Origin of the sequence: Rugamonas sp., from assembly GCF_025354735.1 — a bacterium.
Taxonomy (GTDB): domain Bacteria; phylum Pseudomonadota; class Gammaproteobacteria; order Burkholderiales; family Burkholderiaceae_D; genus Rugamonas.
This window is the reverse complement of record NZ_JANXMI010000038.1, coordinates 20069-42573: the sequence shown is the minus strand read 5'-3', so window position 1 is coordinate 42573 and position 22505 is coordinate 20069. Positions and strand designations below refer to the sequence as shown.

At 66.0% G+C, this 22505-nt stretch carries 20 protein-coding genes; 13 read left to right on the top strand and 7 right to left on the bottom strand.

Going from position 1 to position 22505, the window contains the following annotated elements; translation table 11 throughout:
* Window positions 1-164 precede the first annotated feature (164 nt).
* The 5 genes from prsT to Q0S71_RS03605 all read left to right on the top strand — a co-directional run bounded on the left by prsT (window position 165) and on the right by Q0S71_RS03605 (window position 6752).
* Window positions 165-2927, top strand: a complete 2763-nt coding sequence (gene prsT, locus Q0S71_RS03625) for an XrtA/PEP-CTERM system TPR-repeat protein PrsT (protein ID WP_295991443.1) — start codon at window positions 165-167, stop codon at window positions 2925-2927.
* An 83-nt stretch (window positions 2928-3010) separates the two neighbouring features.
* The gene (locus tag Q0S71_RS03620) at window positions 3011-3742 is read left to right on the top strand and encodes an N-acetyltransferase (protein WP_295991441.1); all 732 of its coding nucleotides are present in this window, start codon (window positions 3011-3013) and stop codon (window positions 3740-3742) included.
* A 7-nt stretch (window positions 3743-3749) separates the two neighbouring features.
* The gene (locus Q0S71_RS03615) at window positions 3750-4655 is read left to right on the top strand and encodes a ThiF family adenylyltransferase (RefSeq protein WP_295991438.1); all 906 of its coding nucleotides are present in this window, start codon (window positions 3750-3752) and stop codon (window positions 4653-4655) included.
* Window positions 4652-5707 carry a molybdopterin biosynthesis protein MoeY gene (locus tag Q0S71_RS03610; RefSeq protein WP_295991435.1) on the top strand — a complete coding sequence of 352 codons (1056 nt, stop codon included), beginning with the start codon at window positions 4652-4654 and terminating at the stop codon, window positions 5705-5707. Before Q0S71_RS03615 ends, Q0S71_RS03610 begins: the two co-directional genes overlap by 4 nt.
* 256 nt (window positions 5708-5963) lie before the next feature.
* Window positions 5964-6752: a PEP-CTERM sorting domain-containing protein gene (locus Q0S71_RS03605; protein ID WP_295991433.1), complete on the top strand. Its 789-nt coding sequence runs from the start codon at window positions 5964-5966 to the stop codon at window positions 6750-6752.
* 108 nt (window positions 6753-6860) lie between these two features.
* Here Q0S71_RS03605 and Q0S71_RS03600 read toward each other — a convergent pair whose 3' ends face one another.
* From Q0S71_RS03600 to Q0S71_RS03570, 7 genes are all read right to left on the bottom strand, one after another.
* A complete protein-coding gene (locus Q0S71_RS03600) occupies window positions 6861-7625 on the bottom strand; it encodes a GAF domain-containing protein (protein WP_295991431.1) in 765 nt (254 codons plus the stop codon).
* A 51-nt stretch (window positions 7626-7676) separates the two neighbouring features.
* Window positions 7677-8786 (bottom strand): nucleotidyltransferase family protein, encoded by a 1110-nt coding sequence (locus Q0S71_RS03595; protein WP_295991429.1) that lies wholly within the window; start codon window positions 8784-8786, stop codon window positions 7677-7679.
* Window positions 8783-9703 carry an HprK-related kinase A gene (locus tag Q0S71_RS03590; RefSeq protein ID WP_295991427.1) on the bottom strand — a complete coding sequence of 307 codons (921 nt, stop codon included), beginning with the start codon at window positions 9701-9703 and terminating at the stop codon, window positions 8783-8785. Before Q0S71_RS03590 ends, Q0S71_RS03595 begins: the two co-directional genes overlap by 4 nt.
* The gene (locus Q0S71_RS03585; RefSeq protein ID WP_295991425.1) at window positions 9700-9930 is read right to left on the bottom strand and encodes an HPr-rel-A system PqqD family peptide chaperone; all 231 of its coding nucleotides are present in this window, start codon (window positions 9928-9930) and stop codon (window positions 9700-9702) included. The genes Q0S71_RS03590 and Q0S71_RS03585 overlap by 4 nt, the downstream gene beginning before the upstream one ends.
* Window positions 9930-10508, bottom strand: coding sequence for a hypothetical protein (locus Q0S71_RS03580; protein WP_295991423.1), 579 nt, complete (start codon window positions 10506-10508; stop codon window positions 9930-9932). The genes Q0S71_RS03585 and Q0S71_RS03580 overlap by 1 nt, the downstream gene beginning before the upstream one ends.
* A 152-nt stretch (window positions 10509-10660) precedes the next feature.
* Complete coding sequence (locus Q0S71_RS03575; protein WP_295991758.1) at window positions 10661-11224, bottom strand: XrtA/PEP-CTERM system exopolysaccharide export protein; 564 nt, start codon at window positions 11222-11224, stop codon at window positions 10661-10663.
* A gap of 200 nt (window positions 11225-11424) precedes the next feature.
* A complete protein-coding gene (locus Q0S71_RS03570; RefSeq protein WP_295991421.1) occupies window positions 11425-12177 on the bottom strand; it encodes a serine protease in 753 nt (250 codons plus the stop codon).
* 240 nt (window positions 12178-12417) lie between these two features.
* Here Q0S71_RS03570 and Q0S71_RS03565 point away from each other — a divergent pair, with 240 nt between their 5' ends.
* The 8 genes from Q0S71_RS03565 to xrtA are packed head-to-tail and all read left to right on the top strand — an operon-like array spanning window position 12418 to window position 22402.
* Complete coding sequence (locus Q0S71_RS03565; protein ID WP_295991419.1) at window positions 12418-13941, top strand: XrtA system polysaccharide chain length determinant; 1524 nt, start codon at window positions 12418-12420, stop codon at window positions 13939-13941.
* A 21-nt stretch (window positions 13942-13962) separates the two neighbouring features.
* The gene (locus tag Q0S71_RS03560; RefSeq protein ID WP_295991417.1) at window positions 13963-14847 is read left to right on the top strand and encodes an XrtA-associated tyrosine autokinase; all 885 of its coding nucleotides are present in this window, start codon (window positions 13963-13965) and stop codon (window positions 14845-14847) included.
* Window positions 14828-16393: a TIGR03016 family PEP-CTERM system-associated outer membrane protein gene (locus tag Q0S71_RS03555; RefSeq protein WP_295991415.1), complete on the top strand. Its 1566-nt coding sequence runs from the start codon at window positions 14828-14830 to the stop codon at window positions 16391-16393. Before Q0S71_RS03560 ends, Q0S71_RS03555 begins: the two co-directional genes overlap by 20 nt.
* A gap of 16 nt (window positions 16394-16409) precedes the next feature.
* Window positions 16410-17438, top strand: coding sequence for an XrtA/PEP-CTERM system-associated ATPase (locus Q0S71_RS03550; protein ID WP_295991412.1), 1029 nt, complete (start codon window positions 16410-16412; stop codon window positions 17436-17438).
* Entirely contained in the window at window positions 17435-18289 is an 855-nt protein-coding gene (locus Q0S71_RS03545; protein ID WP_295991410.1) for an XrtA system polysaccharide deacetylase, read from the top strand. Before Q0S71_RS03550 ends, Q0S71_RS03545 begins: the two co-directional genes overlap by 4 nt.
* The gene (locus Q0S71_RS03540) at window positions 18286-19407 is read left to right on the top strand and encodes a FemAB family XrtA/PEP-CTERM system-associated protein (protein WP_295991406.1); all 1122 of its coding nucleotides are present in this window, start codon (window positions 18286-18288) and stop codon (window positions 19405-19407) included. The genes Q0S71_RS03545 and Q0S71_RS03540 overlap by 4 nt, the downstream gene beginning before the upstream one ends.
* A gap of 5 nt (window positions 19408-19412) precedes the next feature.
* Window positions 19413-20843 (top strand): TIGR03087 family PEP-CTERM/XrtA system glycosyltransferase, encoded by a 1431-nt coding sequence (locus Q0S71_RS03535; protein WP_295991404.1) that lies wholly within the window; start codon window positions 19413-19415, stop codon window positions 20841-20843.
* Window positions 20840-22402 (top strand): exosortase A, encoded by a 1563-nt coding sequence (gene xrtA, locus Q0S71_RS03530; RefSeq protein ID WP_295991402.1) that lies wholly within the window; start codon window positions 20840-20842, stop codon window positions 22400-22402. The genes Q0S71_RS03535 and xrtA overlap by 4 nt, the downstream gene beginning before the upstream one ends.
* Window positions 22403-22505: the final 103 nt, after the last annotated feature.

Below are 22505 nucleotides of genomic sequence, written 5' to 3'. Positions count from 1 at the left end.
GTCTGGGCCGGTGCCGGGGCGGCCATGAAAACGACACCCGCATCGGCCTGTGATCGGCCTGTGGTGCCGGATAGAATGTAAAGGCCATCATAATCCCACTTGCCTTAATGATGAGGCCGGGCTTATCATATTTTTATTAATTGTTGCTTTGCATTGAGAAACCTATGCTTTCTATACACAACTTGGGAAGGCCTGCGGCAGCCGTCGCGGTAGCCTGTTTGCTGGTTGGCGCCTTGCCAGGTTGCCATCATAGCGAGTCGGCGGCGACGCTGGTGGCCCAGGCCAAGGAGTCGCAGAAGAAGGGCGAGAAGAAGGCGGCGCAGATCCAGCTCAAGAACGCGCTGGAACAACGGCCCGACGACGGCGAGGCGCGTTTCTTGCTGGCCGGGCTGGAGGCCGACGGCGGCGATCCGGTGTCGGCCGAAAAAGAGGTGCGGCGCGCGCTCGCTCTGCACTACGATACGGCCGCCGCGCTGCCGCTGCTGTTGGCGGCATTGCAAGCGCAGGGCAAGTATCAGTTGATGCTCGATGAAACGGCGCACGCGGCGCCATCGCCCGCGCTGTTGATACAGCGCGCCAACGCCTACCTGAGCCTGAACCAGTTGGACCAGGCCCAGCAGGCGCTCGAGCAGGTGTTGGCGCTGACTCCGGACTCGGTCGACGCGCTGACCGGCATGGCGCGCGTGGCGGCCCGGCGCAACGACCTCAGCGGCGCCGAGCATCTGCTGGCCAAGGCGCTGCAAAAAGACGGCAACAACGTCGACGCCTGGGCCTTCAAGGGCGACCTGATGCAGACCGCGCAAAAGCCGGAAGCGGCGCTGGCGGCCTATCAGCAAGTGATCAAGCTCAAGCCGGACCACCGCGGCGCCTACCTGGCCGAAGCCTTGCTGCACATCACCAGTCACGAGTTCGCCAAGGCCCAGACCGATATCGACGGCGCGCGCAAGATCATGCCGAACAACTACGTCGTCGTCTACGCGCAAGCGCTGCTCGACTTCAGCAAAGGCAACGCCGCCGTCGCCAAGGACGGCATTCTGCAAGTGTTGAAAGTGGCGCCGGAACATCTGCCCAGCGTGCTGCTGGCCGGCGCCATCGAACTCAATCTGGGCCAGTTGGAACAGGCCGAGCAACATCTGCGCAAGGCCGTCGAGTGGCAGCCGAACGACCCCTACGCGCGCCGCCTGCTGGCGCAGACGCTGCTGCGCCGCGACAACGCCGCCGAGGCGCGCACCGTGCTGGCGCCCTTGCTCAAGACCGGCCGCGCCGACGTGCAGGCCCTGGCCGGCCAGATCGAGGCGCATGAGCACCAGTTCGCCAAGGCCAGCGCCTACTTCACGCAGGCGATACAAGACAGTCCCAAACAGGCCGAACTGTACACGGCGCTGGGCATGAGCAAGCTGGGCGAGGGCGCCGCCGACGCCGCCGTCGCCGCCCTGCAGCGCGGCGACGCCATGAGCGAGCACGCGCTCGACGCCGGCGCCACCCTGGTGCGGGTGCAGATCCAGCTGGGCCAGCTGGCCCCGGCGCTGGCCGCGCTGGCGCCGCTGGAAGCGAAGTATCCGCGCGAGGCGCAGCTGGCCTTGCTCAAGGGCAGTATTTACCTCGAACAAAAGCAATTGCCCCAGGCCCGCGCCGAATTCGAGCGCACGTTGACCCTGCAAGCCGATTACTTCCCCGCCGTGGCCGACCTGGCGCGGCTCGATATGCAGGACAACAAGCCCGACGCCGCCGTCCAGCGCCTGGAAGCCTATGTCCGCCAGGTGCCGGCCAGCTTGCCGGCGATGAATATGCTGGCCACGCTGGCCAATGTGCGCGGCCAGACGGCGCAGGGCACGGTCTGGCTGCAAAAGGCGATGGCGGCCCACCCCGAGGCGGCCGACCCCATCGTGCAGCTCAGCGCCCAGTATCTGAGCACCGGCCAGCTGGCCCAGGCTTCGCTGCTGGCGCGCAAGGGCCAGACCAGCCATCCGGTCGACGCCGAGGTGCTCGACGTGCTGGCCCAGGCCCAGATCGCCTCCCGTGACGTCGATGGCGCCATCGAAACTTATAGTAAACTGGTGAACGTGGCGCCGGACGCGGCCGTGGCCCATACGCGGCTGGCGGCCGTCTACATGATGGCCAGGAACCCGGAGGCGGCCGAGGCCAGCCTGAGAAAAGCGCTCAGGCTGCAACCTAGATATGTGCAAGCCTCGGTCGCGCTGGCGGCCGTGCTGGCGCGCCAGGGCAAGACCGAAGCGGCGCTGGACATCGCCACCCAGCTGGAAAAGCAGGGGGACACCGCCGCCGCCGGCTATTCGATGGAGGGCGACATCCAGGCGCCGCGCAAACCGGCGCTGGCCTTGCGCGCCTACCAGCAGGCTTACGCGCTCAAGCCGAGCACGGCGCTGATGTTGCAGCAGCGCGCCTTGTTGCAGGCGGCCGGCAAGCAGGCCGAGGCCGACAAGTTGCTGGCCCAGTGGCAAGCCGGTCATCCCGACGATCCGCGCCTGCGCTTGTACCAGGCCACCTTGTTGATGGACCAGAAACAATATCCGGCCGCGATCACGCTGTTGCAGGCGCTGGTGGCGCAGCAGCCGCGCGACGTGGCTGCGGTGAACAACCTGGCGCTGGCCTATCAGGGCGCCCATGACGCCCGCGCCCAGGCCAGCGCCGAGCAAGCCCTGGCGCTGGCCGGCGACAATCCCGCCGTGCTCGACACGCTGGGCTGGATCTTGATCGACAAGGGCGACACCACGCGCGGCGTGGCCTTGTTGCAACGGGCGCTCAAGCAGGCGCCGCAGGAACCGGCGATCCGCTATCACTTCGCCTACGGCTTGAACAAGGCCGGCGACAAGGCCCAGGCGCGCAAGGAATTGCAGTCGCTGCTGGGCGACACCAAGCAGTTCAGCCAGCTCGACGACGCGCGCGCTCTGTTGCGCCAGCTGTAGTCGCGGTATCTGGTGATACGCAAGCCCGCAGCGATATGCAGGGTCAACAGCAGGGGACCGGCACAGCCGTCTAGGAGGATAGTATGAACCAAGCTTCCGCACCGAAAGAGGTGCACCATTCGCACGAGTTCACCGTGGGCGATGAGACCAAGGAAAATGTGCACGAGGTGTCCGTCGATGAGCGCTCGTTCGGCTTGCGCATGATAGACACGCCGGAGGGGCGCAATTCGGCCAGCGTGCTCGTCAGCAAAATGTATTCCTGGCGCGGCTATGACGGCAAGCACCAGTTGAAGGAAGACCCCAACCGCATCACGCTGACGGCCACCCACCAGGGCGAGGTGTGCGGCACCATCACGGTGGGCCTCGACTCGGAGGTGGGCATCATGGCCGATGAAATCTTCAAGGAGGAAATCGACGCCTTCCGCGCGCGCGGCGCCCGCGTCTGCGAATTCACCAAGCTGGCCTTCGATTCGTCGGTGCAGTCGAAGGAGGCGCTGGGCGCGCTGTTCCATCTGAGCGTGATGCATGCCTTCGACTTGCATGGCTGCACAGACCTGTTTATCGAAGTGAACCCGCGCCACCGCCGTTTTTATGAAAACATGCTGGGTTTCAAGCGCCTCGGCGAGGCGAAGACCAATCCGCGCGTCAACGCGCCGGCCTATCTCCTGTGGGTCAGCCTGCAATACATCAAGGACGAGGTCCAGCGCGTCGGCGGCATGGGCGTGGCGCCCGAGGGCGAACGCTCGTTCTACCCACAGTTCTTTTCGCCAACAGAAGAAGCTGGGATACTGCAGAGGATGATAGACAATCGATAAGGATGCTATGAGCAAAATTTTTTCGTACGACGCGGCGTTTTCGCGCAATATCGGCTGGGTGACGCCGGAGGAACAACAACGATTGCGCGGCAAGACTGTGGCCATCGCCGGCGGCGGCGGGGTCGGCGGCGTGCAGTTGATGACGCTGGCGCGGCTGGGCGTGGCCAATTTCCATGTGGCTGACTTCGACACTTACGATATTCCCAATTTCAACCGCCAGGTCGGCGCCACCATGTCGACGCTGGACCAGCCCAAGGTCGACGTGATGGCGCGCATGGTGCGCGACGTCAATCCCGAGGCCAAGGTCAAGGTCTTCAGCGAAGGCGTCACGCGCGACAACGTCGACGAATTCCTCGCCGGCGTCGATTTTTACATGGACAGCCTGGATTTCTTCGCCTTCGACGCGCGCCAGATGACCTTCGCCAAGTGCGCCGAGCTGGGCATCCCGTCGACGACGGCCGCACCGCTGGGCATGGGCACGGCCGTGCTGAGTTTCCTGCCGGGCCAGATGACGTTCGAGGAGTACTTCCAGTGGGGCGACCGGCCCGAGCTGGAAAAAGCGATCCGCTTCCTGGTCGGCCTGGCCCCGGCCGGACTGCATCGGCCGTATCTGGTGGTGCCGTCGGCCGTCAACCTGGCCGAGCGGCGCGGACCGTCGACCATCATGGCCTGCCAGCTGTGCGCCGGCGTGGCCGCCACCGAGGCGCTGAAAATCCTGCTGGGGCGCGGCGACGTCCGGGCCGCGCCGCACGGCCTGCATTTCGACGCCTACCGCAGCAAGCTGGCGCGCACCTGGCGTCCCGGCGGCAACCGCCATCCCATGCAGCGGCTGGCGATCGCCATCGGCACCCGCGTCTACGGCAAGGCGCTGGCGGCCGCCCAGGCCGCCGCACAGGCGAAGGCGCAGCCATGAACAGCATCGCCACCCTCGTCAAAATCCTCGACCTGGCGCGCTGGGCCCCCAGCGGCGATAACACGCAAGTGTGGGAATTCGACATCGTCGCCGTCGATCACGTGACGATTTATTGCCACGACACGCGCGACCATTGCGTCTACGACCTGCACGGCCATCCCAGCCAGATTTCCTACGGCGCCCTGCTCGAAACGCTGAGCATCGCGGCCAGCGGCCACGGCTTGCGGGCCGACGTCGTGCGCGAGGGCGACGAGTTGCGGCCGGTGTTCCAGGTGCGCCTGAGCGCCGATCCGGCGCTGCGCCCCAGTTCGCTGATCGCCAGCATCGAGCGCCGCACCGTGCAGCGCCGGCCGCTGCTGCGGCGGCCCCTGACCACGGCCGAAAAGCGCGCGCTGGAAGCGGCCGTGGGCGGCGGCTTCCATATCCAGTGGCTGGAAGGCCCTGAACGCCGTCGCGCCGCCTGGCTGATGTACAAGAACGCCAGGCTGCGGCTGACGATGCCGGAAGCGTTCGAAGTGCACCGCAGCATCATCGAATGGGATGCCCGCCACAGCCTCGACAAGGTGCCCGACCAGGCCCTGGGCGTCGACGCCATGACGACCAAGCTGATGCGCTGGGCCATGCACAGCTGGCCGCGCATGAAGACCATGAACACGGTGCTCGGCACCTGGGCGCCGCGGCTGCAGATGGACCTGATCCCGGGACTCGCTTGCGCCGCCCACTACGTCATCAAGGCCGACCGCGCGCCGCAGACGATAGACGATTATGTGGCGGCGGGCCGGGCGGTGCAGCGTTTCTGGCTGACGCTGACCGGGCTGGGCTTGCTGATGCAGCCGGAAATGACGCCGCTGATTTTCACGTCGTATTTGCGGCAAGGTATCAAATTTTCCGTCGATCCTGCGCTCGAGCGCGGCGCGCGCGCGCTCGAAGGCGAGATGGCCGCGCTGATCGAGCAGGGCGCAGGTTATCCGGTCTACATGGGCCGGCTCGGCGCCGGGCCGCAGCCGCACGCGCGCTCGCTGCGCAAGCCCCTGGGCCAGCTGCTGCGCTGAGCGCTGTCCGGCCTTGTCGGAAAACTTTACTTTTTTTGACGCGCGGCGGCGGGAGAATGTCGGAAAACCTTACACATATTTTCTTTCGGATATGCTGAAAAAGAGCTTTTACCTTTGTTTTCAATAACTTGTACCCACTGGCATGGAAGATGCTTTATAGCCAGGGTAGGACAGCTTTCTATCAATGTATTCAACCGAGGGACAAAAAATGAAAATTCGCGCTAAAACTTGCTGCGCCGCGATCGCGGCTATCGTCATGGCAGCGTCGGGCCAGGTCGCTTCGGCGAACGAAATCGATAATTTCCAGCTGAATCTGCCAGGCGGCCCGCTCGATATCGGTCTGAGCCAGCTCGGCTTCAACGGCGAAAGCTATGTCAACAACTCGCCGACCGGCGATCCGAGCGTGTTCACCTTCACCGACACCGGCGTCTTCAACTTCACCCAAAAAGGCAATGGCGTAGTGTTGCCGTTGGGTGGAGGCCAGTTGACGGCCTACTACCACGGCGCCACCGGCACCGCCGTCTTGAATGGCGGCCTGAGCTTCAACGCCGGCGGCCTGCTCGACATCTATTACAGCCCGACCATCACCTATGGTACCTCGTCCGCCAACGTGTACGGCGCCACCAGCGGCACCAAGATCGCCACGTTCACGCAGATCGCCGGCTCTTCCGGTTCCAGCGTCAACCCCGACGGCACACCATCGTCCAACGGCAGCCTGACCCTGAACTTCTCCGCCAGCTTCCTGGCGGCCGGCGTGTGGCGCGACAGCACCGGCACGCCGCTGCCGCTGGCCTTCACGCTCGGTTTCGTCACCTCCAACGCCAGCGAAGACTTGACCGGTGGTTGCAACGCGGCATGCCCGGTCTCGATCGACCCGAATCTGGTGACGGCGCTGGGCGGCACCGTGCCGAACGTCGAGCCAAATCACTTCTTCGTCAACAATGGCGGCCAGCTGAAGCTGGAAGCCGTGCCTGAGCCAGCTTCCATCGGCCTGCTGGGCCTGGGCCTGGCCACGCTGGCTTTCGTGCGCCGCCGCCGCGCCTGATAGTCTGCGCCGGCCCCGCGCCGGCGTCGGCTGATCGCCGAAAACCGCCCGCATCGTATCGATGCGGGCGGTTTTTTTTTGCCGCCGGCGGCGGGCCCGCGTTAGGTATCAGTGCAGCACTTCGTCGCCGGGCGCAGCGCCGGAGACGGTTTGCTGCTCGTGCAGCTCGGCATGCAATTGGGTGATGATTTCCGACGCGGCCTGGACGATCTGGCTGGAATCGAAGCCGGCGCGGTTCATTTCCTTGTAGAAGGACTTGGCCAGGAGGCGGGCCAGCTGTTCCGGCTGCTGGAAGCGGACCGGGTCGGCGCCGTCGGCGCGCATGGCGGCCATCAGCGCCATCTGCGTGAAGCGCGAATTGAGGATGGTTTGCAGTTGCAGCACCTGGATGGACTTGCCGATGAACAGGGTCAGCACGTCGAGCAGGTGCAGGTCTTCGGCGTCGAAGCAAGCCTTGGCCTGGCCGCAGCTGACATTGACCAGGCCGATGATCTTGTGGTCCATCCGTATCGGCGCCAGCATCAGGCTGCGGCGCGCGTCGCCGCCGCGGCGCGCCAGGTGGGCGTAACTGGACTGCGTGATGTCGGGCACCAGCAGCGACACGCCGCTGGCCAGCACCTGGCCGGCGATGCCTTCGCCGCGCCCGACCGTGGCCTTCCAGGCGGCGGCCGGCAGCGGGCCGTGGGTGGCGCACACGCTCATGCGCAGGTCCTCGCCGCCGCCGTCGTTGATGAGCATGATGGAGCAGGTGTCGGCGCCCAGCAGCCGGGCCGTCAGCGCGGCCTGATGGTTGAGGTCGTCGTCCAGGTTGCCGGCGGCGAGGAACTGCGACAAGTCTTGCAACTTGATGAGCAGGGTGGCCGATGGTTGCATGATGATTCCCTTCCGGCAAGCGGCGCGCGCCGCGGTATCGTCAGTGTACGCCTAGCGCAAATGCACGGCCGGCGTTTCTTCCTTGCGCGGCGAGAGCAAGGCCTTGTGCAGCAGGTGGCGCACCAGCAGCAGCGCCGGCATGCGCAGCCAGTTGCCGCGCAGATAAAGCAGGAAGCGGGCGCCGGCGCTGAAGCCGTCGTCGCAGCTGGGGTGTTCGGGCAGCAGGGCGCGGTCGAACAGGGCGTCCATCAGCATCAGCAGCAGCGGGCCCGGACCGGCCGGGCGCAGCGCGGCCGTGACGGCCTCCGGCACGGCCGTGCCCAGCAGGCGCTGGCAATAGCGCAGCGCGTAGAACAGCGGCCTTTGCAGCTGCAGCTCCAGCGCCCGCTGCGGCAGCCGGGCCCAGAACTGCGGCTGCGGGCCGAATTCGCTCAGCAGCGCGTCGATGTCGAGCAGGTCGCGCAGGCCGTGCTTAAATTCGCCGTCGTGGAACAGGTGTACCGCGCTGTGCAACAACATGTCGGCCGGCGCCAGCACCTGCATGCCGGGCTGGCCGGCCAGCGGCACGGCGGCCGCGCGCAGCAGCGCCGGGTCGGGCCGCAGCGCCGCCGTCTTCGGCAGGATGGCGTGGTGGACGTCGATGACGGTCGAGCGCCACATGTGCTGCATCGGCGGCAGTTCGTGCATCCACAGCCGGTAGTAGCGCTGGTCGTAGTCGTCCTGGTGGGCGCTGGCCCAGCCGTTGAGCATGAGCGCCGCCTCGACCTCGGCCAGGCGCGCTTCCGGCACCAGGATGTCGATGTCGGAAAACAGGCGGCCGTCGGCGCAGCGCAGGCCGGCCACGCGGTAGGCCGCGCCCTTGAGCAAGATCAGCGGCAGGCCCAGGCCGGCCAGCGCCTGGGCGATCAGCCGCACTTCCCACAGCACGGCCTGGCGGTGGCGCCGGCCCAACATGTCGGCCCAGGCCAGCTGCTCGCGCGCGTAGCCGGGCAGCTCGGCCAGCAGGCCGTGGCGCTCGACCAGATGCCACAGCGCGGCCATCAGGTTGGCGCTGGCGGCCTGGCGCAGCAGCACGTCCCAGTCCGCCGGCGTGCAGGCGCGCAGCATGTCGGGGTCGCGCAGCGCTTGCAGCAGCAGGGGCGGGCGGGTGGCCGCCGTCATGGCTGTTGCCCGGCGGCGAGGCGGTCGAAGAAGGCGAGGCCGTCGTCGAGGCGGCTGTAGCGGAACTGGTAGCCGGCGCTGGCGTCGATCAGTCGCGCCAGCGCGTCGAAACCCTGCACGCCCAGCAGGCTGTAGTTGAAAGTGTTGTCGGCCAGTTGCATGAAGGTGTGGGCCGGCGCCATCGGCGTGGCGACCGGCTCGGCGCCGGCCGCGTATTGGGGAAACACCACCCAGGCCGGCGTGGCGCCGCAGTGCGACTGTTCGATGCTCTCGCGCGGCGCCTTCATGTGGGCCACGGTGCCCTTGGTTGTGTCGCTGACGGGGTCGCTGAGCACGGCGTCGCCCAGATAGCCGCGTATCAGCTCTATCGACTGGTTCTTCAGGCTGATCGGGCGCGGCACGGGCGCCAGCTGGCCGTCGTCCAGGCGCAACAGCGTCAGCTCGTCCGACAGCAAACGCCAGCCGCCCCGTCCGACCAGGGCCGCGCACAGCGTGCTCTTGCCGGAGCCGGGCGGGGCCGGCAGGATGGCGGCGCGGCCGTGCTTTTCGACGACGGCGGCGTGGACGATCAGGTAGCGGTGGGCGCGGCTGGAAATGCACCAGTTCAAGCCCCATTCGAACATGGGGAAGGCCTGGTCCAGCGGCAGCGGCTTGAACAGGGCGCGGCCGTCGTACAGCAGTTGTACTTGCGGCCGTATCCAGCGGCGCGGATTGCGCGGCCGCGCCAGTTCGAGGTGGAAGTCGGCGAAGGAGGCCGGGCCTTCGATGGCGTAATCGGCATACAGCAGGCCGATGCCGCGCGCCACGCTGGGGATGGCCGTTTGCAGCCGCGTGGTGAAATTGCCGGTGCGCAGGTGCAGGCCGGCCGCCAGGCGCGCCGCCAGTTCCGTGCTGCTCAGCGAGGAAACGGTGTTCATGGCGTCGGCACGATCAGGTGCAATTGGGCCAGGCTGGCGAGGGCGTCGGCCAGCGCCGGATCGTCGAGCTCGGCCTGCTCGACGTCGCCGTCGCGCAAGGCCAGCAGCAATTGCATGGCGTCGTCGTCGAGCATGTGGGTGGCGCCCGACAAATCGTTATAAAGCACGTAATCATCGCCCCATCGGTGGTGATGCAGGGACTGGCCGGAAACGATGTTCCACATCATCAATAATACGTGCCTTTCAGATAGGCGACAATCTGGGTGCCGGTCCAGGAGACGCCGGCCGTCGGTGAATAATAGCCCTTGCTCTGGTATTCGTTCCAGATATTTTTCAGCATGGTCTCGGTCTGGAAGGTCGATTTGCTGCTGTGCACATTGAGCCAGCACGCCACCAGCGCATTGCCGACGCCGTACTTGTCGAACGATTGCAGCGTCAACATGGATTGCAGCGAGCACTTGCCGTAGGTGGTCTTGTTGCTGCCGGTGCAGGTGAACACGGTGCTGAACATACTGGTCTTGTTGCAGCCGCCCGGCCAGGCCGCGCCCTGCCAGTAACTGGGACTGCGGCCGGTGCAGACCGGCTTGGCGCCGCGAAAACTTTGCAGACCGCCCGACAGGTAGCCCGACGGCGTGTTGCAGATGTCGCAAGCCATGCCGGGTTGACTGTGCAGCGTCAGCAATACGCCCGAGGCGGCCACGCCGGCGCGGGTGAAGCGGCGCCGCGACGCGCCGCGCAGCGACAGGCCGGGAATGCCGGGGACGGGCTCGATGGCGCCGCCTATTTCATGAGGTTCAGGAGTCACGTTGTCTCTTCCCAAGGCTATTAGATTTGGCTTAGTTTAAGCAAGTTTCAGACCAGCTTGAGGGAAATCCCCGATTTGCCCCGTAAGCGCCCTGGTCCGGCGCGCCGTAGCGGGCGCCGCCGGGACAAAGTGTAAAGAAAACCGACACGCGATCAGAAGAAACTTTCCGGTATGACGAGTATGTCGCCGGGCAACATGGCCACATTGGCGTTCATGTCGCCGTCCTGGATCAGGTCGTTGAGGCGCACGCGCAACTGCTGGTTCTTGCCGTCGATATTGCGGATGATGGTGGCGCGGTTGCCGGCGGCAAACTCGGTGACGCCGCCGACGGCGATCAGCACGTCCATCAGGTGCATATCGCTGCGGAAGGGCAGGGACTGCGGCTTGGCGGCCTGGCCGATGACGCGTATCTGTTCCGAGTAGGTGCCGACGAAGCCGGTCACGATGACGGTCACCTGCGGCTGCTGGATGTATTTGCCGAGCGCTTTTTCGATGTCGCGCGCCAGCTGGGTCGGCGTTTTGCCGCTGGCCGGCAAGTCCTCGACCAGCGGCGTGGTGATCTTGCCGTCCGGCCGCACCGGCACCGTCTGCGACACTTCCGGATTCTTCCACACATTGATGTTGACGTTGTCGCCAGGGCCGATAAGGTAATCGGGCGCGACCACCGGCGCGCTGGTGCTTTCGGCCAGCGGGCGGTTGCCGGCGCAGCCAGCCATCGCCAGCACACAAAGCAGCGTTGCGCAGCCGGTGCGCAGGGTGTTGAAACGGAATCGAATCACGGAGTATCTCCTGTCTGGGGCGGTGGCGTGGCGGCCGCCATGGTTGCTTGCGTATTTTCTTGCGTAACGAGAGCTTATCATTTTGATATGTTTATTCTACATCAGAAATACCTTTTAGCCTATACAATGTCAGCACTTTATTTTTTGCCGGCGTCCTGCTGCAGCAACAATTGGACGAAATGCGCGGGGATGGCGTAGCTGATGCCGCTGGGCGCGCTGATGGCGTTTTCCTTCAGGTTTTTCAGCAGCGTCATGTTGATGACGCCGTACACCGCGCCGTCGTCGGGATCGTACAGCGGGCTGCCGCTGTTGCCCGGATAGGCCGTGCCGTCGAGCTGGAAGATCAGGAACGGCGGCTTGCGCTGCTGGCTGATGGCGCGCGCGTCGAGCTGTTGCGCGCTCAGCGCCGGCAGCAGGATGGGCGTGATGGCCGACAGCGTGGCGCGGTGCGTGACCGGCTGCATGCCCAGGCTCATGCCGAGCGGAAATCCGGTGAAGGCCAGCGAGTCGCCTTCCTGCATGGTGGCCGAGTCGCCCAGACGCAAGGCCGGCAGCGGCGCGCCACTCAGCCGCAAATGCACCAGGTCGTGCTCCTTGTCTATCGACACCACCGTGGCCGAGCGGAATTCGAGCTTGTCGCCATTGCCGGTGACCACGCCCAGCACTTCACGGTGGGCCGCGTCGAGCACGGCCGGAACCGCGTGGGCGTTGCTGATGACGCTCAGGCCATCGCCGACGACGAAGCCGGTGGCGAAAAAGCTGACGGCCGGGCTGCGCGAGGGCAGCATGGTGCCGATGCCGACGATGGCCGGCTTGACGCTCGTGATGGTCTGCGCCAGCGTTGCGCCTACGCAGCAGATCGGTGCGGCGAGCAATATTGCGGCCGCCATGGCGGTGCGAAAAATTTGTTTTTTTATAATCAACATTTCTGTACCATACCATTGACTTGTGGCTATGTCTGTTGCCTCGTTGACTAAAAAGATAATTTATTTGAGAACGCAAACAATCCATAGTAAGGTAACATAGCAAAATCATAATGCAGTTGGTTTTCTGGTCATATCGAAAATAAACCGATGTGCTCGGAACTGGGTGGCGATTTTTTAGGTGTATGAGGCAATATGGCAGAATTAATGACAGTGTTTTTGACCTTTCTCAAGGCCATAGGTAAGTATCGATGGTATGCCGTTGCCATCGCCTGGGTGGTCGCCATCGCCGGATGGGTGGTCGTGTACCGCATGCCCAACGATTATCAGGCGTCGGCGCGCGTCTATGTCGAAACGCAAAGCATCTTGAAACCGTTGATGGCCGGCATGACGACCACGCTCGACGTCGAGCAGCAGGTCAGCTTCATGCGCCGCACCCTGATCAGCCGGCCCAACGTCGAGCGCGTGCTGCGCATGGTCGACCTCGACATCAAGGTCAAGTCGCCCAAGGACAGCGAAAAGCTGATCGACGACCTGATGGCGCAGATCAAGATGACCGGCACCGACCACGATGACATCTACACCATTTCCTACAGCAATCCGAATCCCGTGCTCGGCAAGAACATCGTGCAGGCGCTGCTGACCATCTTCGTCGAAGGCAGTTACGGCAACAAGAAGCAGGATTCCGAAAAGGCCGTGCAGTTCATCGACGACCAGATCAAGATGTACGAGGAAAAACTGGCCACCGGTGAAAACGCGCTCAAGGAATTCAAGATCCGCAACATGAGCATGCTGCCCCACGGCGGCACCGATTACAGCGCCGGCTACTCCGAACTGAGCGACAAGCTCAACCAGGCCAAGCTGGAGTTGCTGGAATCGGAGCAGGCGCGCAACGCCATCAAGCGCCAGATTTCCGGCGAGGATATGGCGCCCGTGACCGACGCCACCGATGCGCCGCAAACCTCGTCCGATCCCGAACTCGACAGCCGCATCTCGGCGCTGCAAAAGCAGCTCGACAGCCTGCGCCTGCAATACACGGACGAATATCCCGACATCGTGGCCGCCAAGCACCTGATCGGCCAGCTGGAGGCGCGCAAGAAGGAGCTCGGCAAGAAGGCCCGCGCCAGCGATCCCGGCCTGAACTACAGCCCCATGTTGCAGCAGATGAATGTGGCGCTGTCGGTCGAGGAGGCACGCATGGCGTCGCTGAAGGCGCGCGTCGGCGAATATGGCTCGCGGCTGGCACGCATGCGGGCCCAGAGCAATCTGGCGCCGGAAGTCGAAGCCCAGCTGGCCCAGCTGAACCGCGATTATTCCGTCAACAAGGACAACTATGAAAAGCTTGTGTCGCGGCGCGGCGCCGCCAAGCTGTCGGGCGACCTCAGCTCGGCCACCGACATGCTCAGTTTCCGCGTCGTGGATCCGCCGACGGTGCCCAGCCAGCCGGCCGGTCCCAACCGTATCCGCCTGTATTCCATGGTCTTCGCGGGCGCCTTGCTGACGGGTTTGGGGGTAACCTTGTTGATGAGCCAGATCCGTCCGACCTTCCTCAGTCAGACCATCTTGCGCGACGTGTCGGGCTTGCCCGTGCTCGGCAGCATCGATATGTACTGGACCGATCCGCAAGTTATCAACCGCCGGCGCCGGCTGTACGCCTTTGGCGTGGCGCTGGCCACCTTGTTTACCGCCTACGGCGGCGTGGTAGTGTGGACCGTCCTGCGGCCGGCCTGATTTTCAAGTACAGGAGTAAATGTGAGCATTATTGAAAAAGCGGCCAGCCGCATGGGCCAGGCGCGCGCCGCGGCCGCGCCTCCAGCACCGTTAGAGCCGGCGATCGCGCCCGAGGCGCTCGACCATCCCGTTGCGGCCGCCGCGCCGGCCGCCCGCGCCGCCGGCGACGACACCCGCGCCACCCACCACGAAATCGAGCTGGACCTGAACCGCATGCACCGCATCGGCCTGGTGACGGCCGGCGGCGGCCGTACTTCGCTGGTGGAAGATCTGCGCATCATCAAGCGCCCGCTCATCAAGACCGCGTTCACCAAGCGCAGCAATCTGCAAAATCCGGGCAACCTGATCATGATCACCAGTTCGCTGCCGGGCGAGGGCAAGACTTATTGCTCGATCAATCTGGCCATGAGCATCGCCATGGAGCTCGACCACACGGTGTTGCTGATCGACGCCGACGTCGCCCGCCCGTCCGTGCTGCGCACGCTGGGCCTGCCGCAGCGCGCCGGCCTGATGGATCTGCTGCTCGACGACACCGTCGACATGGCCGACGTCCTGTTGCGCACCAACGTGCCGCAGCTGACCATTTTGCCGGCCGGCACCGCCAACGCGCGCGCCACCGAATTGCTGGCCAGCCATGCGATGAACGCCATGGTGCTGGAAATCGCCAGCCGCTACCCGGACCGCATCATCATCTTCGACTCGCCGCCGCTGCTGCTGACCAGCGAGGCGCACGTGCTGGCCAGCCACATGGGCCAGATCGTCGTCGTCGTCGAAGCCGAAAAGACCACCCAGCACGCGCTGAAAGAGTCGCTGCGCCAGCTCGAGGGGTGCAGCAACATCAATCTGATCTATAACAAATCGCGCCGCATGCATGGTGTCGAGTCGTATGATTATCACTATAACTAAGCGCCGCGGCGGGCTGGCGGCGGTGCTGGCCGGCCTGGCCCTGGCGCCGGCGGCCCGCGCCGACCTGCAATTCACGCCCAAGGTCGACGTGCGCGAAACCTGGACCGACAACGTGTTGCTGAGCAACGACGCCCAGGCCCGCAGCCAGCTGGTCAGTGAAGTCATACCCGGCTTCGACGTCAACGAGCACAATTCCCACCTGCAATTGCAGGGCAGCTACCAGTTGCACGCCTACCACTATGCCAGCGCGGACTTGAACGGCGTCGACAGCGTCAACCACGAGCTGGCCCTGAACGGCAAGGCCAGGCTGATCGGCGAGGAACTGTTCCTCGACTTCCGCGCCGGCGTCAGCCAGCAGCCGGTGTCGGCCTTCGGCCCCGTCAGCCCGGACGCCGGCTACGTCGCCACCAACCGCAACGAGGTGCGCAGCTACACCTTCAGTCCCTACCTGGTGCAAAAGCTGGGCAGCCTGGCCGTGGGGCAGTTGCGCTACACCCACGACCTGGTGTCGAGCGACAACGCCGGCTTCGGCAACAGCAATAGCGACGCGCTGCTGCTGACCCTGAGCAACGGCCCCATGCTGCGCGCCTGGGGCTGGGATGTCACGCTCAACCACCAGACCCTGAACGACCACGTGGCGCCGACGTCCAACACCGACGCCGCCAACCTGGCCGCGCACTATGCGCTGACCAATACCTTCAGCCTGCTCGAAAACGTGGGTTACGACAAGTTCGACTATGAAACCGGGCCGGGCCAGCCGACCGGCGGCAAGTCCTGGTCGACCGGCTTCAAATGGCAGCCGTCGGCGCGCACCAGCCTCGAGGCGACGGTGGGCCGGCGTTATTACGGCCCCAGCTACGACCTGGTGGCGCAGCAGCGTACCCGCCACACGGTGTGGAATCTGAGTTACCACGACGACGTGACGACCTCGCGCGCGCAATTCCTGCTGCCGTCGGCGCTCGACACGGCCAACCTGCTCGACTCCATGTTGCTGTCGCAAATACCCGATCCGGTCCAGCGGGCGGCGGCGGTGGCCGCGTATATCCGCGCCAACGGCTTGCCCAGCTCGCTGCCCGACAGCATCAACTATTTCAGCAACCGCTACATCCTGCAAAAGCAGGCGCTGGCATCGGTGGCGCTGACGGGCGCGCGCACGACGGGGCTGCTGAGCCTGTATCGCACGCGGCGCCAGGCGCTCTCGTCGGTGCAGGAAGACAGCCAGCTGCTGGGCAGCGGCATCAGCACCGACCTCAACGACAACACCAACCAGAGCGGGGTCAGCGCGATACTGTCGGCCACGCTCAACCCGCGCACCAGCATGTCGCTGTCGGCCAGCTACAGCAAGACCGAGTCGCTGACGCTGACCAAGGACACCCAGATCAACCACGCCTTGCGCTGGATGGTCACGCACCAGTTCCTGTCCAGGCTGAGCGGCGTGCTCGAGCTGCGCCAGTCGCGCAACCGCTCGACGCTGGCCAGCGGCGCGGGCACGTCCGGCACCTATACCGAGCACGCCGTCGCGGCGTCTCTTTCGATGAAATTCTAACCCGGAGTACGCCGTCATGTATGAGCACTACTACGGCCTGAGCGACAAACCCTTCCGCCTGCGCCCCGACCCCAACTTCTTCTTCGGCAGCAAGGGCCACAAGCGCGCCATGGCCTATCTGGAATACGGCCTGGCGCAGGGCGAGGGTTTCATCGTCATCACGGGCGAAGTCGGGGCCGGCAAGACCACGCTGGTGCGCAATCTGTTCCGCCAGCTCGAAAGCGAACGCATCGTCGCCGCCCACATTGTCAACACCCACCTCGACAGCGAGGACACGCTGCGCATGGTCGTGGCCGGCTTCGGCCTGCCGCACGCGGACACGGTCAGCAAGACGGTGCTGCTGTCGCGGCTGGAGGATTTCCTGCGCGGCTGCGAGCGCGACGGCAAGCGCGCGTTGCTGCTGGTGGACGAGGCGCAAAACCTGGCGCCGCGCGTGATCGAGGAATTGCGCATGTTGTCGAACTTCCAGACCGACGACAAATCGCTGCTGCAAACGTTTTTGCTGGGCCAGCCGGAATTCCGCCACACCTTGTTGAGCCCGGAGATGCAGCAGCTGCGCCAGCGCGTCATCGCCACCTACCACCTGGGGCCGATGGACGAGCAGGAAAGCCAGGCGTATATCGAGCACCGGCTGCGCACCGTCGGCTGGCGCGGCGACCCCGCGTTCACGTCGGGCGCCTTCGCCGCCATCTACGCCAGCGCCGGCGGCATCCCGCGCAAGACCAACCACCTGTGCGACCGCCTGATGCTGCTCGGCTTCCTGGAAGAAATGCATGAATTCACCGGCGAGATCGTCGCCACCGTCGTCAACGACATCGCCGAGGAATTCCAGGCCCCGCCGGGCGCCCCCGAGACGCTGGACGAGGGTGTGGCGAGTTTGGCCGGCGCGGCCAGGGTCAGCGGCCTGATGAACGAAGGCTATGCCGACCTGCTCGACGTGCGCATGTTGCGCCTGGAGCGCTCGCTCGGCTCGGTGCTGGCGATCCTGAAAAAAATCGTGCGCACGCCCGGCGGCACCGGTTTGCAACTGGACAACCAGCCATGAGCGCGCCGATAGCGATGATACGCAACGCCATGACGATAGACGTCGAGGATTATTTCCAGGTGTCGGCCTTCGCGCCCCACATCGCGCGCGACAGCTGGCCGCAGCGCGAGTGCCGGGTCGAAGCCAACATCGAGCGCATCCTCGGCATCCTCGAACAGGGCCGCATCCACGCCACCTTCTTCACCCTGGGCTGGATCGCCGAACGCTATCCGGCCATGGTGCGGCGCATCGTCGCCGGCGGCCACGAGCTGGCCAGCCACGGCTACGGCCATTTGCGCGTGACCGAGCAGTCGCGCCCGGAATTCACGGACGACATCACGCGCAGCAAGGCCATCCTCGAAGACCTGGGCGGCCAGGCCGTGCTGGGCTTTCGCGCACCCAGTTTTTCGATCGGCCAGTCCAATCTGTGGGCGCTCGAGGCGCTGCGCGAGGCCGGCTACCGCTACAGTTCCAGCATCTACCCGATCAAGCACGACCACTACGGCATGCCGGACGCGCCGCGCTTCGCCTTTTATCCGCACGGCGACGGCGGCTTGCTGGAAGTGCCCATCACCACCGTGCGCCTGATGCGGCGCAACTTGCCGGCCGGCGGCGGCGGCTATTTCCGGCTGCTGCCGTACGCGCTGTCGCGCTCGATGATACGGCGCGTCAACCGCGACGACGGCCAGCCCGCCATCTTTTATTTCCACCCGTGGGAAATCGATCCCGGCCAGCCGCGTCCGCAAGGCATAGGCATGAAGACGCGCTTCCGCCACTACGTCAACCTGGAGCGCATGGATGGCCGCATCCGGGCGCTGACGCGCGACTTCGGCTGGGACCGCATGGACCGCATCTTCCTGGGCCAGCCGTGAGCCAGCTGACGACAGCGGCCGAAAGGGCGGCCGTGGCGGCGGCCGCGCCCATCACGCTGGGCCTGCTCGGCGCCGACCCGCTGCAACGCGCGCGCTGGGACGCCTTCGTGCTGGCCTGTCCCGAAGCGACCTTTTTCCACCGCGCCGGCTGGCAGACGGTGATCGAGCGCGCCTTCGGCCACCGCACCTGGTTTTATTACGCCGAGCAAGATGGCGACATCGTCGGCGTGCTGCCGCTGGCCCAGGTCAAGAGCCGGCTGTTCGGTCACGCGCTGGTGTCGCTGCCGTTCTGCGTCTACGGCGGCGTCGCCGCCACCGACCCGCAGGCGCGCGCGCTGCTGGAACAGGCCGCCGAACGGCTGAGCGCCGAGCTGCGCCCCGGCCACCTGGAAATGCGCTACCTGCGCGTGCCGGCGGAGTCGGCGCAAGAACAAGGGCGGGAGCCAGGGCAGGGCGCACGCTGGCACAGCAAGGACCTCTACGTCACCTTCCGCAAGGAAATCAGCGCCGACGATGAAGCCAATCTGAACGCCATCCCGCGCAAGCAGCGCGCGATGGTGCGCAAGGGCATGAAATGCGGCCTGCAAGGCGAGGTCGACCAGGATGTCGAGCGCTTCTTCCGCGCCTACGCGACCAGCGTGCACCGGCTCGGCACGCCGGTCTTTTCCAAGCGCTATTTCGCGCTGCTGAAGGAAGAATTCGGCGACGACTGCGAAGTGCGCGTGATCGTGCGCGGCGAGGAACTGGTGGCCGGCGTGCTCAGCTTCTTCTTCCGCGACGAGGTGCTGCCTTACTACGGCGGCGGCATGGACGTGGCGCGCGATGTCGCCGGCAACGACTTCATGTACTGGGACTTGATGCGGGCCTCGGCCGCGCGCGGCTGCCGGCTGTTCGACTTCGGCCGCAGCAAGCGCGGCACCGGCGCCTTCGACTTCAAGAAGAACTGGGGCTTCGTCGCCGAGCCGCTGCGCTACGGCTACCTGCTGTGCGCCGCCGACGCCGTGCCCGACGTCAACCCGCTCAACCCGAAATACCAGCTCTTCATCCGGCTGTGGCGGCGTTTGCCGCTGCCGCTGGCGAACCGGCTCGGTCCGCACATCGTCAAGAACCTCGGGTAAGCGCCATGGACGATCTGCTGCTGCTGATACACCGCATTCCCTATCCCCCGAACAAGGGCGACAAGATCCGCTCCTACCATCTGCTGCGCTACCTGTCGACGCGCTACCGCGTGCACCTGGCCACCTTCGTCGACGACGCCGACGACTGGCAGCACGTGCCGGCCGTGCGGGCGCTGTGCGCCAGCAGCCATTTCGCGCCGCTGTCGCCGCTCAAGGCGCGGCTGCGCAGCCTGGGCGCCTTGCTGTTCAACCGCGCGCTGTCGCTCGACTATTACCGCGACGCCGGCGTCGACCGTTGGGTCCGCGAGACGGTGGCCCGCGTGGCGCCGGCCCGCGTGCTGGCGTTCTCGTCGCCGATGGCGCAATACTGGCTGGACGGCGAAGGAAAGGGCCAGGGCGACCCGATGCGCCGCGTGATCGATTTCTGCGACGTCGATTCCGATAAATGGCGCCAGTACGCGGCGCGCAAGCGCTTCCCGGCCAGCCTGCTGTACCGCTACGAAGCGGACCGTCTGCTGCGCTACGAGCGCACGGCGGCCGCGCGGTCCGGCGCCGCGCTGTTCGTGTCGCAGCCGGAGGCCGAGCTGTTCCGCCGCCTGGCGCCCGAATCGGCCGCCAAGACCGGCTATTTCAGCAACGGCGTCGACACCGACTTCTTTTCGCCGGCCCACGCCGGCGCCAACCCGTATGAGGCCACGGAAATCCCCGTGGTGTTTTGCGGCGCCATGGATTACTGGCCCAACGTCGATGCCGTGACCTGGTTCGCCGACGCCATCTTGCCGGCCGCGCGCGCCCGCCTGCCGGCGCTGCGCTTTTACATCGTCGGCGCGCGGCCGTCGGCCGAGGTGCAGCAGCTGGCCGCGCGCGACGGCATCCGCGTCACCGGCACCGTCGACGACGTGCGGCCCTATGTCGTTCATGCCGCGCTGTCGGTGGCGCCGCTGCGGGTGGCGCGCGGGATCCAGAACAAGGTGCTCGAAGCGATGGCCATGAGCAAGGCCGTGATCGTCACGCCGGCCGCGCTCGAAGGCATAGACGCCGAACCGGGCCGCGAGCTGGTGCGGGCCGACGACGCCGCCACCTTCATCGCGGCGCTGCTGCACTTGCTGGCGCCGCCGCAGACCTCGGTGCGCGACGCCATGGGCCGCGCCGCGCGCGCGCTGGTGACGTCGACCTACGGCTGGGACGCCCGGCTGGCGCCGCTGGCGCGGTTGCTGGAGCTGCCGGCCCGGGCCGAATTGGCGCTGGGATTCGAGCCGGAATCCGTGCCGGAATCGGCGCTTGAACCGATGCCGGGATTGACGACGGAACCCGCGCGGGAAGCCATGCCGGAATCCGCGCCGGCCGCGCGCCACGCGTCCGGCCCGGCCGCGCAAGCCGGCCCGGCACCGGTATCGGCATCGGCATCGACGCCGCAGCGGGGCGCCACCGCATGAGCGCCATCGACTTCCTCTCGCACGGCGCGCCGGCCCCGGCCCCGCGGCAGCCGCGCGCCGCCGCCCCCGGCACCGCGCTGATCGTGCTGCTGATCCTGCTGCTGCCCTTGGCCGCCTACTGGCACACGGCGGCCTCCATCGTCGCCATCTGGGAACGGTCCGACACCTATGCCCACGGTTATGTGATCTTGCCGATCACCCTGTGGTTGGTTTGGCGCCGCCGCGACGCGCTGCGCCAGATGCCGCTGCAACCGTGCTGGCCGGCGCTGGCCGCGCTGGCGCTGTGCGGCGCCGCCTGGCTGGCCGGCGAACTGGGCGGCGTGCAAGTGGTGTCGCAGTACGCGCTGGCGGCGATGCTGGCGCTGACGCCGCTCGCGCTGCTGGGCCTGCGCATGGCGCGCGTCATCGCCTTCCCGCTGCTATTCCTGCTGTTCGGCGTGCCGGTCGGCGAAAACCTGATCGCGCCGCTGGTCCAGATCACGGCCGGCTTCACCGTCGAAGCGCTGCGCTGGACCGGCGTGCCGGTGCTGCGCGAAGGCAACCACATCAGCCTGCCGTCCGGCGACTGGTCGGTGGTCGAAGCGTGCAGCGGCCTGCGTTATCTGATCTCATCGGTCACCCTCGGCTGCCTGTACGCCTACCTGTCCTACCGCTCGTGGCGCCGGCGCGCGCTGCTGGTGCTGGCCGCCGTGCTGGTGCCGGTGCTGGCCAACGGCTTGCGCGCCTATATGATCATCATGATCGGCCACCTGAGCGGCATGGCGCTGGCCGTCGGCGTCGACCATCTAATTTACGGTTGGGTGTTTTTCGGCCTCGTGATGTTGCTGCTGTTCCGCATCGGCAATATCTGGCGCGAGGATGAGGAGGCGCCAGCCGCCGGCGTGACCCGGAGCGCCCCGCCCCCGGCCCCGGCCTCGACCGCGACGGTGGCCGGCGCCGCGCTCACCATCGCGGCCTCTCTGCTGGTATGGCCGGCCTATCTGTACCGGCTGGAACAGGCCGGCGCCGCTTTGCCGCCGCTGGAACTGGAGCGCTTCCACGCGCGGGCGCCGATGGCGCTGGGCTTCACCGACTGGACGCCCGACTATCAGGCGCCGAGCGGCAGCCTGCGCCAGTTCTACGCCTTGCCGGCCGGTCCGGTCGGCCTCACGCTGATGTATTACCGCGACCAGCGCGACGGGCCCAAGCTGATTAGTTCGGGCCACCACCTGACCATGGCCGACAGCCCGTGGCGCGAGGGCGCCAGCGTCGACCGCGCGCTGGGGCAGGGCGCGGACGGCCCGCCGGCCGTGCGCGAAACCACGCTGCGCAAGGGCCAGCAAAGCCTGCTCGTCTGGCGCTGGTACGCCATCGACGGTCAGCCGACGGCCAGCGATTATGTGGGGAAAATGTTGCAGTCTAAGCAAAAAATGATGACTGGAGGCTCCAATGGCGTTGTCGTTATGCTATTCTCGCCATATGATGACGACCCGGAAGTGGCTCGCGCACGGATGACGCAATTCCTGCAAGGAAATGCCGCCTCCTTGCGCGCCACCCTCACCGGCGGCCACCGCCCATGAAAGCGCTCCACTTGAAGCAAGCACCGCCTTTGCCCGCGCGGCTAAGCCACCGGCTCGCCCGTTCTCCGGCACGCGGCGGGCGCCCGCGGTGCCAAGCACCATG